The organism is Occallatibacter sp., from assembly GCF_036502485.1.
GTDB lineage: Bacteria > Acidobacteriota > Terriglobia > Terriglobales > Acidobacteriaceae > Telmatobacter.
In genome coordinates this window covers 1-12,701 of sequence record NZ_DASXYM010000079.1, presented here as the reverse complement: position 1 = coordinate 12,701, position 12,701 = coordinate 1, and the positions used below count along the sequence as shown (strand labels likewise).

The following is a 12,701-nucleotide window of genomic DNA, read 5'->3' as shown; positions in this document are numbered from 1 at the left end:
TGCAGATTCATCGCACGTTCACTCCCACGAATCCTGCAACAAAACATTCGCGCCCGCTTCATCCTCCTCTTACAATTTGCATCGGACAATACTCCCGTGAACCCGCTCTCAGTTGCCGCGGCTACGGTTGAGCCGGCAGTTTCTTCTGCCGCGCTTGTCGATTTCTCTGCTCCCCGGCTCGCCCCCTCTGCGCGCATCCACGCAGAGGTCGGACGCTATCGACTCCGCGTTGCCCAAACCGCGGAAGATCGCGACGCCGCATGCCGCCTGCGCTTCCGTGTCTTCAATCTCGAACTCGGCGAAGGCCTCGAAAGTTCCTATGAAACCGGCCTCGACACCGATCCGTTTGACGCCTGCTGCGAACATCTCCTCGTTGAAGACAAACAGCAGGAGAACCCATCGCGCGCGATCGTCGGCACCTATCGCATGCAGTCCGGCATCACCGCCGCACTCAATCTCGGCTACTACTCCGAGCAGGAGTTCGATCTCAGTCCCTGCGAATCGGTCCGCTCTGAGACGCTCGAACTCGGCCGCGCGTCCATTGACCGCGACCATCGCACGCCTGAAGTTCTCACCCTCTTGTGGCGCGGCATCGCGCAGTATGCCACAGACACCGGCCTTCGTTACCTCATCGGCTGCTCGTCTCTCAACTCGCGGAATCCGGCCGAAGGCTGGGACCTCTACCACCAGCTTGAAAACTATCGTGTCCCCCACGCGTTCCTCACCGTACCCACCAGCGACTACGTATGCCCCACGCTGGCGCAACATCCCCCAGAGAACCTCGAGGCCGTTAAGGTGCCCAAACTACTCAAAACATATCTAGCCATAGGTGCCCGCATCGCCGCGCCCCCCGCCTGGGATCGCGCCTTCGGCACCATTGATTTCCTTACAATCCTCGATCTGAAGTTGATGTCCCCGGCCGCCCGCAACCGGTTCCTGGCGCCGTTAAGCTGATGCACCTGCGCAGACTCCTTCGCGCCGCCGCACTGGCCCTTGCGCTCCTTCGCTGCCTCTTCCGCCTGGCGTTCAAGCGTCTGCGCGGCCGCCTCACTCCGGTGCAGCGCGCGCTCTGGCTGCAGTCCGCCTGCCGCGCAGTTCTGCGCGCCATGGGCGTGAACACGTGCGTGATAGGAGAGCCGCCTTCGCACGGCCTCGTCGTCTCCAATCACCTCAGCTATCTCGACATCGCCGCGTACAGCTCCGTGATGCCCTGCTTCTTCGTCTCCAAGGCTGAAGTGCGCAACTGGCCTTACTTCGGATTTGCTGCGAGTGCCGGCGGCACCATCTTCCTTGATCGTTCCAGCCGCGCCAGCGCAGGCGTTGCCGCAGCGGAGATCTGCCAACGCCTCCAGCTCGCCGTCCCCGTGCTGCTCTTTCCTGAAGGCACCAGCACCGACGGCTCCGCGGTCCTGCGCTTCCACTCAGCGCTCTTCCATCCGGCCATTCAAATGCACGCGCCCGTGACGGCCGCCGCACTGCAATATATCTGTGAAACGAGCCTGCCCGAAAGGGAACTGTGCTGGTTCGGCGATGCCGGCTTTCTCCCTCACCTTTGGAAGATCCTCGGCATGCCTGCGCTCACTGCCGTCATCACCTTCGACAAGCCAACCGTCTACGCGGATCGCCGCACTGCCGCCACAATCACCAACCAGCGCGTCTCCACGATGCGTGCGGAAGAGGTCGCAGAACTCCCCGTCTACGCCTGAGTTGGCGCCTCGTGAGCGAGAGGCTCAATCCTTCGCCGGCGCCGACGTCGAATCCCGCACCACCAAACTCGTCGACACCAGAAATTCGCGTTCCACCTTCGCTCCCGGCCCGGCCTCGGCCTGCTGCCGCAGGGCATCGAATGCTGCCCGCGCCAGGTCCGTCCGCGACAGCCGTATGGTCGTCAGCGGCGGCAGCGTGAACTCGCAGAAATCAATGTCGTCCAGCCCGATCACCGACAGATCGTGCGGCACCCGCAGCCCCTTCATATAAGCCGCCCGAAGCACCCCGATGGCCGTCATGTCGTTCGAACAGAGCACCCCCGTCGGACGCGTGCTCAGCGCCTGCAGCTTCTCAAAACCCGCCACCCCGCCGCGCAGCGTGTGGTCGCACACAATCACCGCTGCCGCATCCACATCCAGCCCCGCCTGCCGCATCGCCGTTCTGAAGTCGTTCTCGCGCGTGATCGCCGAGTGCAGCGTGTGCGGGCCTGCCAAAAAACCAATCCGCCTGTGACCAAGCCCCACCAGGTGCTTCACGGCTTCATGAAACCCCGTCGAGTAATCCAGCAGAATCGTGCTGCTCTTCGGATCGTCCAGCTTGAACTCCGCCAGCACCAGCGGAACATTGTGGTGCGCCAACTGGTCCAGAACCGGCTCTTCTTCGCCAAACGTCAGCATCGCCACGCCTTCCACCTTGCGCTCCAGCATGCGCCGCACGCAGGTGGTCAGCACCGCCGGGTCGCTGTTCGACGAACTCACCAGAATCTCGTACCCGTTCGCGACCGCTATCTCTTCAAAGCTCTGAATCAACTCGGGAAAGAAGGGATTGGTGATGTTTTCAACAATGATGCCAAACAGCCGGCTACGACCCGAAACCAGGCTGCGCGCATGCGTGTTCGGAAAGTAATTCAGTTGCTCGATTGCCTGCCACACGCGCTTGCTCAGCCGCTCGCTCACGGCCGGAGAGCCGTTGATAGTGCGCGACACTGTGGCAATCGAAACCTTGGCCAGCGCAGCGACGGTCCGGATATCCGCGGCCTTGGCGACGGTCTTGCGAGTTCCTTTACGGGGCACGTGAACATCGTAAAGCAGTTAGCACCCGCCGCAAAGCAAAGTTTCGCGTCGCGTGTTAACTCCGCATTAACAACCTATTCGCCGGCCGACATCAACAGCCGCAAATCGCGCAGATTATGCCTCGTCGGTCCGGTAACCACCGAGTCTCCCAGCGACGTGAACAGCGGGCACGCATTGAACTCCGCCAGCGCCCGCGCGGGGTCGTACCCAAATGCCTGCGCCCGCGCCACCGTCGTCGGATCCGCAATCGCGCCCGCCGCCCGCGTATTGCCGTCAATCCCGTCCGTGCCCGCGCTCAGCACCGTCAGCGGCTCGCCCGGATGCCTCGCCAGTTCCAGCGCGCAGGTCAGCACAAACTGCTGGTTCCGCCCTCCCGCACCCGGCGTGCGGTTCATCGTTACCGTCACTTCGCCCGCGGAAATCAGGCAAAACCGCGGATGCGCCGTGCGAATGGTGTGAAACTGCTCCAACAGATAGCGCGCCGCGTCCGCGTAATCCCAGTCGTCGCAGCTGTTGTCCACCGCCACGTAATAGCCGGCTTTCTCCGCAATCGTCCGCGCGTTCTCCACCAGGTCGTGGCTTGAAAGCAGAATCTCGAACACCGATTCCCGAAACGCGTCGTCCTCATCCTTCATCGTGGCCGCCAGCGCAATACGTCGCGCCAGCACCGCATTCGCAATCTTCGGTAGAAACGGCCGCGACTTCTTGTTCCCCGGCGACTCCGGCATGTCCTCGCGCTCGAAGAAATCCCGCACCGACTTCGGAAACCGCTCCGCCAGACCATACTTCGTCATGATCGCGCGCGCATCCTGCACCGTGCTGTGGTCCGGCGACGAAGGCCCCGACGACAGCGCATCCAGGCTGCGCAGCGGCACGTCCGGCAGCAGCAACGACACCTTCAGCGCATCCGGCGCGCCCATCGCCAGCCGCCCGCCCTTCACCTGCGAAAAATGCTTCCGCAGCGTATTGATCTGGTCAATCGGCGCCCCTGAAGCCAGCAGCGCCTGGTGAAACATCTGCGTGTCTTCCAGGCTGATTCCCGCATCGATAGGCAGATCGAAAAGCGCCGATCCCCCCCCTGAAATCAGAAAGAACACCAGCGTGTCCTTCTTCGCCTTTCTCAACAACGCCAGCGCGCTCCGCGCCGCCGCAAACGAATCTTCATTCGGCAGTGGATGGCCGCCCTCGAAATAGCGGAACCGCCAGTTGCGCTTCTTCGGCAAAACATTGGAGCAGCAGATGCCCCGCACACCCTGGCGCCGCTTCATCCGCTCCAGCAGCACATCGGTCATGGGCCCCGCGGCCTTGCCCAGCGCGATCACGAACACGCGCTTGTAATGCGATAGATCGATCGAATCCGGCCCGCTGCCGTCCGGCATAAGACGATGCAAAACATTCCCGTCAAACCGCAGCCTCCGGTCGAATGCCGACTCGATGCTGCAGGCCCCCAGCGCGCCCGTAAAAATCTCCGTTGCCGTTGCGTGCAGGTCTTCCAGAGCCATTTCGCTCACCGGGGTCATAGGGCTTGCTCCTTCAGCCAACTCAGCAGCTCTCGCTGCATCGCCTCCAGTTGGCCGGAAAAGAAATGGTCGGCGCCGGGAACAAGCACCATCTGTTTGGGATCAGCGGCAGCGTCCACAATCGCCTCCAGCACGGCTTGAGGCGCGTACTGGTCGCAGTCGCCGCTTAAGAACAGCTTGGGAAGAGATAGATTCTTCAGAAAGGAGTAGTGGTAGACTCGCCCCTCCGCCTGCGTCGGAAGCCCGAGAGCGGCAATTGCGCGCACCGCGGTTCCCGATCCAACGCATGCCCTCAGCGCCATGGCGGCGCCAAAACTGAAACCCGCCAACACAATCGGCAGAGCGAACTCGTTCTCCAGCCAGCTCAGCGCTGCCAGAACGTCATCCGCCTCATCCTGCCCATGATGCTTGCCCTCGCTGCGGCCCGTTCCGCGGAAGTTGAATCGCAGCACCGGCCACTCCAGCTCAAACTGCGGCGCATTCAGCGCCTTCATGGCGCGATACACCACCTTGTTGTGCAGGGTGCCGCCGCCTTCGGGATGAGGATGACAGATCAGCGCGGCGCATCGGGCAGTAACGGAACCTTCATTCACCACCGCTTCCAGGCGCCCTTCCGGCCCGGTCAGCTCAACACTGCGCAAACGTCGTGTCGCTGCCCTCCGGCTGCTTTGCACGGATGCGGATGCAATGCTCATTCCACACTCGATTCTACGCCGATCGCATAAGCGCCGTATAAAGAGAGCTGTCCGCTGCGAGGTGAACTCTGCACCGGCTGAAAGCTGAGGGCTGAGAGCCGAGGGCCGCAATACGCACCGTAAGATATTCTGGCAGCACCATGTCGCAACTTGCGCCGATCGACCCCCTTCGCCTCACCCGCGATCTCGTTCAGATTGAATCCACGACCTACAACGAAGGGGCATGCGGCGATTTCCTTGCCGGCTATCTCGCCGGCCGCGGCTGGGACGTAGAAAAAATGGAGGTCCCCCCTCCCACGGATTGCGCTCCCTGCGGCCCGCGCTGGAATGTCTACGCAGGCCCCGCCGGTCAGTCGCCCGACCTGGTCTTCTCCACCCACATCGACACCGTCCCTCCGTACATCCCCTTCCGCGAAGACGATGACTTCCTCTACGGCCGCGGCGTCTGCGATGCCAAGGGCATCATGGCCGCCCAGATAGCCTCTGCTGAGGCCCTCCGCGCGGAAGGCTTCCGCATCGGCCTCCTCTTCGTCAGTGGCGAAGAACGCGATTCCGCCGGGGCCAAAGTCGCCAACGAAAATCCCCAAGGCAGCCGCTTCCTCATCAACGGCGAACCTACTGATAACCGCCTCGCCATCGCCTCCAAAGGCGCCCTGCGCTCCATCCTCCGCTCTTTCGGCACCATGGCCCACTCCGCTTATCCCGAGCTGGGCGACAGCGCCGTCCACAAACTCGTCGAAGTGCTCAGCCGCCTCCTCAAGCTTGACCTTCCGGTTACCGAAGACATCGGCCCCACCACCGTGAACATCGGCCTTCTCCACGGCGGCCGCGCCCCCAACGTCATTGCGGATAAAGCCGAAGCCCAGGTGCTCACCCGCCTCGTCAGCGACAGCGCTCCCGTCCGGCAGGCGATCCTTGACGCCGCCTCCGGCCTCGCCGAAGTCGACTTCACCCTCGAGATTCCCTTCATCCGCCTTCGCGCCGTGCCCGGCCTCCCCACCATGATCGCCAAATTCACCACCGACATCCCCTGGCTCTCCAAATGGGGCGAACCCCTGCTCCTCGGTCCCGGCTCCATCCACGTCGCCCACACCCCCGATGAGAAAATCGCCAAACGCGAAATCCTCCAGGCCGTCGACCTCTACGTCGAGGTCGCAAAACAACTCCTCAGCTCATGAGCCGCACCGGAACCCGCTAACTTGCTAACCCGCTGACCCGCTGACCCGCTGACCATTCCAACTGTCCGCAACCGGACACCCTCACCGCATTCGCACAGTCCCGCACCGCTCCCAAATCAATATCTCCTTCCAGCAAAGGCACTTGCGACACATGTGCTTTGGCGCACAGCATGCAACAGTCAAGGGCAATACTCTTATTCCCCGAGAGCAAATTTCCGTGGGAGGCAGTCATGACAGGCCTGCTCCAGGATGTTCGCTTTGCATTGCGGCAGCTGCGCAAAAATCCCGGGTTTACCCTCACCGCGACGGCCATGCTGGCGGTCGCCATCTGCGCCAACAGCACCGTCTTCAGCTGGATCAACGGGACCATGCTGCATCCCATCCCCGGCGCCCGCAACACCGGAGATCTGGTCAGCCTCATGCGCGGCGAGCCCAATGCCTCGCCCGTCCCGCCTCTCTCCTATCCTGACTACCGCGACCTGCGCGATCAGAATCACAGCCTCTCCGGCCTCCTTGCCTATCACCACGACTGGTTCGCCCTCACCCACAACGGCGCGGCGCCGGAGCGCATCTACCTCGCCAACGTCTCGGCGAACTTCTTTGATGTCCTCGGCGTCAAGCCCTGGCTGGGCCGCTTCTTCCTGCCTGAGGAAGAAACCCGCCCCGACTCCGTTCCTTACGCGGTTCTGAGTTATTCCCTCTGGAAAACTCACTTTGCTTCCGATCCCGCCATCGTGGGCAAGACCATTGAGATTGCCCGCCACCCGGGCATCATCATCGGCGTCGCGCCCAAAGACTTCATCGGAGCCATGCCCGGCATCCGCGAGGACGTCTGGATCACCCTCAACCCCCTCGGAACCAACGCCTGGCGCATGACCCACCGCAGTGTGAACTGGCTCAACGTCGTGGGCAGGCTGCAGCCCGGAGTGACTCGCGAAAAGGCCTCCCACGATCTGAACGCACGGATGGGCCGCATGGTCGCTGCCTACCCCGACGATCACCTCGGCAACAACACCCTCACCATCGATCCCATGTGGCGCTCGCCCTTCGGCGCCAACGGCTACATGGCCGCTACTCTGCCCATCCTCCTCGCCATCGCCGCAGTCGTCCTTCTGCTGACCTGCGTCAACGTGGCCACCCTCACCCTGGTGCGCTTCGTCGCGCGCCGCCGCGAGATCGCCATTCGCCAGTCCCTCGGCGCCTCCCGTCCGCAGATCGTGATGCAGATGGTGCTCGAAGGCGTCCTGATATCTCTCTTTGCCGGCACAATCGCGCTTCTGCTCACCTCCTGGACGGCCGGCGCCTTCGCCCTCTTCTTCCCGCCCACTTCCAACCCGGTCGCGCTCAACGGCATGCTCGACCAGAACGTGGCCATCGGCATCGTCGCGCTCGCCCTCCTCGCCAGTGTCCTGTGCGGTGCGCTTCCCGCATGGCGCTCCTCCCTGGTGCCCGCCGCTGAAGTACTCAAAGACGAGACGGCCAGCGTCTCCGGGAGCTCCCACAACCGGCACCTGCTCAACGCGCTCGTGGTCGCGCAAATCGCGCTTTCTCTTGCGCTGCTGGTCTCTTCGGGGCTGTTTCTCCGCACCCTGCGCAATCTCCGCGACGCCGGCTCCGGCTTCGACCCCGATCGCGTCCTCACTGCCTCCGTAGGCTTGAACATGTCCGGCTACAACAATGACGAGGCCGCCGTCCTGCGCCGCAACATCCTCGATCGCGTCTCCACCTTGCGCGGAGTCGCCATCGCCTCCATGACCGATTGGGTCCCCATGTGCTTCACCCGCAAAACACTTGACGCCTATCCCGAGGGATACATGCCCCGCCCGCATGAGTGGTTTGAGGTGGGAAGAGCCGATGTCACGCCCAGATACTTCGAGACCCTGGGCATCCCCCTTGTCGAAGGACGCGACTTCTCCGCGACCGACGACGACAAAGCACCGCGCGTCCTCATCGTCGACCAGACCGCCGCCCACCGTTATTGGCCGGGCCAGGATCCTCTGGGAAAGAAACTCCTCATCTGGGGCCGCCTCGCCACCGTCATCGGCGTGGTGCAGAATTCCCGGCACCAGTTCGTGAACGAGCCGCCCGAGCCCATGATCTACCGCTCCTTCTACCAGCAGTCGGACAACGAAACCATCGTGCAGGTCAGAACCAGCGGCAATCCCGGCGACCTGGCCCCATCGGTTGAAGCGGCCATCCGCGAAATCAATACCCAACTGCCCATCTTCGACGTGCGGCCCCTGCGCGACACCATGCAGATGGCCAACATCTTCGCCGTCATGCAAAGCACCTTCGCCGGCATGTTCGCCCTCATTGCGCTGATCCTCGCCGCCACTGGAATCTACGGCGTCGTCGCCTACCGCACCCACCTGCGCACCCACGAGATCGGCGTGCGCATGGCCCTGGGCGCTTCCCGCGCCAACGTCATGCGCCTGGTGCTCCTCCAGGGTGCGTGGCTCATCGTAGCCGGCCTTGTGCTCGGCCTCGGCATATCGTTCGGGCTCACCCGCTTCATCGCCCGCCTGCTCTACGGCGTCAGTCCCAACGACCCGCTCACCATCGCCGGAGTCGTCCTGATCCTGGCGCTCATGGCGCTTCTCTCCTGCTATCTCCCCGCCCGCCGCGCCGTTCGCCAGAACCCCGTCACCGCCATCCGCGAACTATAACCACCCCCCGGGTGTCCACCCTCGCCGCGCCTCTGCTCGCCCGCCAGGCACCCGTGCCCCATCCTGTCGCCTTCTATCTGGCGACAGGGTGGGAAACCACCAACCCCACCCCGAAGACTGAAAGTTTCACGTGACCCCTCAATTTCCCCTCTGCTATCCTGCTCCCCGCAGACCTTCACGCACTTCTGCCTACCCCTGCGCATCCGGCGCAACATTTCCCTTATCCGAGGTCTCTCGCATGACAACCACCATCGCCGCCCCCACGGTCCCTGATGTCCAGGTCACACCTGAACGCCTCATGCAGTTCGCCTGGGGCTACTCCATCCCCCTCATCCTTGAAGCCGCCCTGCGCCACGGCATCTTTGACCTGCTCGACAACGGCCCCATGAATCTCGACGCGCTCGCCGGCGCCACCAGCGCCTCGCCCCGCGGCCTCTCCGCCATCATCAACGTGCTGGTCGGCCTCAACTTCCTCAGCAAAGACCCGCACGAAAACTACTCCCTCACCCCCGAAAGCTCCGCCTTCCTGGTAAGCACCAAACCCAGCTACATGGGCGGCATGATCCGCCACACCAGCCAGCAGCTCCTGCCCAACTGGCTCAAGCTCAATGAAGTCGTGGCCACCGGCAAGCCCGTCAATTCCGTCAATCAGGAGAAGCAGGGCGGCGAGTTCTTCCACGAGTTCGTCGCCGACATCTTCCCCATGAGCTACGCGCCCGCGCAGGCGCTCGCCCTTCACCTCGACCTCGCCTCCGGCACCCCCGCCTCCGTGCTCGACCTCGCCGCCGGCTCCGGCGTCTGGGGCATCGCCCTCGCCCAATCGGCCGAGCAGGTCAGCGTCACCGCCGTCGACTGGCCTGAAGTCATCGACGTAACCAAAAAGACCGTAGCCCGATTCGGCCTCACCGGCCGCTACACCTTCGTCGAAGGTGACCTCGCCTCGGCCGACTTCGGCGCCGGCCACCACGTCGCTACCCTCGGCCATATCCTCCACAGCGAAGGCGAAGCCCGCAGCCGCGCTCTCCTCGAGAAGGTCTACAACGCCCTCGCTCCCGGCGGCACCATTGCCATTCAGGAGTTCCTCGTCAACGCCGACCGCACCGGCCCCCTCAACGGACTCATCTTCGCCGTCAACATGCTGGTGAACACCGACGACGGCGACACCTTCTCCTTCGAAGAGATCAGCTCCTGGCTCATCGAAGCCGGCTTCGTCGACCCGCGCACCCTCTCCGCCCCCGGCCCATCCCCCCTCATCCTCGCCACCAAACCCTGACCACTCCGCCCTCTGTTCGTTTCTCCACGACTGCCGGTGCCCCACCCTCGCCCCGTCTTTGTACTTGCGACAGGTCGGGAACCCACGAACCTCAATCAGCCGTCGACCGGCGAGCGAAGCTCGCGCTCAGCCGCACCGCAGGTGCCGCTCGGCCCCATCGCAGATGCCATCCTGTCGCCTCTTTTCTGGCGACAGGTCGGGAAGCCACGAACCCCAATCAGCCGTCGACTGGCGAGCGAAGCTCGCGCTCAGCCGCACCGCAGGTGCCGCTCGGCCCCATCGCAGATGCCATCCTGTCGCCTTTTTTCTGGCGACAGGTCGGGAAGCCACGAACCCCAATCAACCGTCGACCGGCGAGCGAAGCTCGCGCTCAGCCGCACCGCAGGTGCCGCTCGACCCCATCGCAGATGCCATCCTGTCGCCTCTTTTCTGGCGACAGGTCGGGAACCCACGAACCCCAATCAGCCGTCGACCGGCGAGCGAAGCTCGCGCTCAGCCGCACCGCAGGTGTTTACTCCGCCCCCAGCTCCCGCACAATCGCCACGCTGGCGCTCGCGCCGATGCGGTTTGCTCCCGCCTCCAGCATGGTCTTCACATCCGCCAGGTTCCGGACACCGCCCGAAGCCTTCACCCCGCACCGTCCGCCCGCCACCCCGCGCAGCAGCGCCACATCCGCGGCCGTTGCCCCCGCCTTTGAGAACCCCGTCGACGTCTTCAGAAAATCCGCCCCGGCCTGGATCGCAATCTCCGCTCCGCGCAGCTTCTCTTCCACATTCAACAGGCAGGTCTCCAGAATCACCTTCAGAAGCGCCCCATGATCATGGGCCACGCTCGCGGCCGCCCTGATCGTCCGCTCCACCGCATGATGGTTCCCGCTCTTCAACTGCCCAACGGGAATCACCATGTCCAGTTCCTTCGCGCCCAGCCGGGTCAGCGCCGCCGCCTCTTGTCGCAGCGTCGAGTCCAGCGTAGCCCCCAGAGGAAACCCGATCACTACCCCCACCGGCACCCCGGTTCCCGCCAGCACGCTCACCGCGGCCGGTACCCACACCGGGTTCACCATGGCGCAGGCAAACCGATAGCGCAGCGTCTCGTCACACAGATTCTCCACCTGCTCCCGGGTAGCCTCGGGCTTCAGCAGCGTATGGTCGATCACCCCGGCCAGCGTCTGCCAGTTCGTCATGGCCGCCGCCGTAAACCCGGCCGCGTCAAAAGTGCCATGATCAAATTCCAGATCTGGTCCCTGAACGGGAAACGTTGCAGACATCTTGATTTGCTCCTTACTTCCTTCTATGTAGGGCCATGACACCCTCTACCCGGGACCAGACCCGGAGACAGAGTATAGACCTTTGTTCACCCTCTGGCGATCCCGGAAAAATCCCATTTGGTTAGAAGCCCAAACCACCCCTCAGGTGCCTGATTTCTGTTCCCAAACCGGTCCCGATCCACCACAAATCTCCGTTCCCCATCCCCGCCGCGTCTTGGTCTGTGCGGCCAGGATGGGACTTACCACCCCACCGCAACTAAGACGACGGCTCAATCTCCATCCCCGCAATCAACCCATCGCGCATCCGGTACACATGCCGAACCATCGTATCCACAATCACCTGCCCGGCCTGCTCCCCGGCAAGCCCGCGCACCACCTGGTGCACCTCGACCACCCATCGCCCCTGCTCATCCGGCTCGATACGCACCGGCTCCACCTGCGGATCCAGCACTGCCCACTGCCGCGTCCAGTAGTCGCGCACACCCTCCCGCCCATAGACGTAGCCGCCTTCCCATCCGTTTGGCCACGCCACGTCCTCAGTCATCCGCTCCAGCACGGCCTCCATCCGCCGCGCATTAAAGTCGCGATACATCCCCCCGAGCATCTCCCGACCATCCACCGCAGCACCCCCACACCGAACCGGCCCGTTGTTCTTCTCTGTCTGTCATCCCCGCAGGGGATCTGCCGTTGTCTCCCCTGGCCCGCTAGCCAGCTAGCCCGCTGTTCCTTCCGGCGTCATCAGACAGATATCCGGCAGATTCCTGTACCGCTCCGCATAATCCATCCCATACCCAATAACAAACAAATTGGGGATTGAGAATCCCACATAATCGGCATCGATCTTCTCGATCCGCCGCGACGGCTTGTCCAGCAGCGCCGCAATCCGCAGCGACTTGGGCTTCTGGTTCAACATCAGCTTGCGCAGATAGCTCAGCGTCAGCCCGGTGTCCAGAATGTCCTCCACAATCAGCACATTCTTGCCTTCCACGCTCTCGTCCAGATCTTTGATCAGCTTTACCGCGCCTGAAGTCCGGTGGCCCTTGCCATAGCTCGACACGGCCACAAAGTCGAACGTGGCATCGATCTGCACCGCCCGCGCCAGGTCCGACAGAAACGGCGCCGCCCCCTTCAGCACCCCCACCATCACCAGCTTCTCGCCCTTCAGATCGCGGGTAATCTCCGCCCCCATCTCGGCGACACGTTCGGCAATCTGTTGACGCGTATACAGGACCTCAAGACCTTGCTGCGATAGGGTAGCCATACCTCCAGTATCGCAAGCCGGGTCTAAGGACCGCACCTGCCCCCATGTGAAAAACCCCACC

General features: G+C 63.3%; 11 protein-coding genes. 5 read left to right on the top strand and 6 right to left on the bottom strand.

What is annotated here, in order from left to right:
* Both VGL22_RS11510 and VGL22_RS11505 read left to right on the top strand, forming a co-directional pair.
* The coding region (locus VGL22_RS11510; RefSeq protein ID WP_465267069.1) for a GNAT family N-acetyltransferase at positions 1-954 on the top strand (954 nt) is incomplete at its 5' end.
* Positions 954-1,706 (top strand): lysophospholipid acyltransferase family protein, encoded by a 753-nt coding sequence (locus VGL22_RS11505; protein ID WP_465267068.1) that lies wholly within the window; start codon positions 954-956, stop codon positions 1,704-1,706. The genes VGL22_RS11510 and VGL22_RS11505, both read left to right, overlap by 1 nt.
* 24 nt (positions 1,707-1,730) lie before the next feature.
* Here the strand turns inward: VGL22_RS11505 and VGL22_RS11500 are convergent, their stop codons facing one another.
* The 3 genes from VGL22_RS11500 to VGL22_RS11490 all read right to left on the bottom strand — a co-directional run bounded on the left by VGL22_RS11500 (position 1,731) and on the right by VGL22_RS11490 (position 4,995).
* Positions 1,731-2,780 carry a LacI family DNA-binding transcriptional regulator gene (locus VGL22_RS11500; RefSeq protein WP_465267067.1) on the bottom strand — a complete coding sequence of 350 codons (1,050 nt, stop codon included), beginning with the start codon at positions 2,778-2,780 and terminating at the stop codon, positions 1,731-1,733.
* Positions 2,781-2,854: 74 nt separating this feature from the next.
* Positions 2,855-4,300, bottom strand: a complete 1,446-nt coding sequence (locus VGL22_RS11495) for a glycerate kinase type-2 family protein (RefSeq protein ID WP_465267066.1) — start codon at positions 4,298-4,300, stop codon at positions 2,855-2,857.
* Positions 4,297-4,995, bottom strand: a complete 699-nt coding sequence (locus VGL22_RS11490; protein ID WP_465267065.1) for an alpha/beta hydrolase — start codon at positions 4,993-4,995, stop codon at positions 4,297-4,299. Before VGL22_RS11490 ends, VGL22_RS11495 begins: the two co-directional genes overlap by 4 nt.
* Before the next feature lie 140 nt (positions 4,996-5,135).
* Here VGL22_RS11490 and VGL22_RS11485 point away from each other — a divergent pair, with 140 nt between their 5' ends.
* From VGL22_RS11485 to VGL22_RS11475, 3 genes are all read left to right on the top strand, one after another.
* On the top strand, positions 5,136-6,173 hold the full coding sequence (locus VGL22_RS11485) for a M20/M25/M40 family metallo-hydrolase (protein ID WP_465267064.1): 1,038 nt from the start codon (positions 5,136-5,138) through the stop codon (positions 6,171-6,173).
* Between the two features lie 230 nt (positions 6,174-6,403).
* Entirely contained in the window at positions 6,404-8,839 is a 2,436-nt protein-coding gene (locus VGL22_RS11480) for an ABC transporter permease (protein WP_465267063.1), read from the top strand.
* A gap of 238 nt (positions 8,840-9,077) precedes the next feature.
* Entirely contained in the window at positions 9,078-10,112 is a 1,035-nt protein-coding gene (locus VGL22_RS11475; protein ID WP_465267062.1) for a methyltransferase, read from the top strand.
* Positions 10,113-10,623: 511 nt separating this feature from the next.
* On the opposite strand, the gene deoC is transcribed toward VGL22_RS11475, so the two are convergent.
* From deoC to hpt, 3 genes are all read right to left on the bottom strand, one after another.
* A complete protein-coding gene (deoC, locus tag VGL22_RS11470; protein ID WP_465267061.1) occupies positions 10,624-11,379 on the bottom strand; it encodes a deoxyribose-phosphate aldolase in 756 nt (251 codons plus the stop codon).
* 256 nt (positions 11,380-11,635) lie between these two features.
* Entirely contained in the window at positions 11,636-11,971 is a 336-nt protein-coding gene (locus tag VGL22_RS11465) for a nuclear transport factor 2 family protein (RefSeq protein WP_465267060.1), read from the bottom strand.
* A 120-nt stretch (positions 11,972-12,091) separates the two neighbouring features.
* On the bottom strand, positions 12,092-12,640 hold the full coding sequence (gene hpt, locus VGL22_RS11460) for a hypoxanthine phosphoribosyltransferase (RefSeq protein ID WP_465267059.1): 549 nt from the start codon (positions 12,638-12,640) through the stop codon (positions 12,092-12,094).
* Positions 12,641-12,701 lie beyond the last annotated feature (61 nt).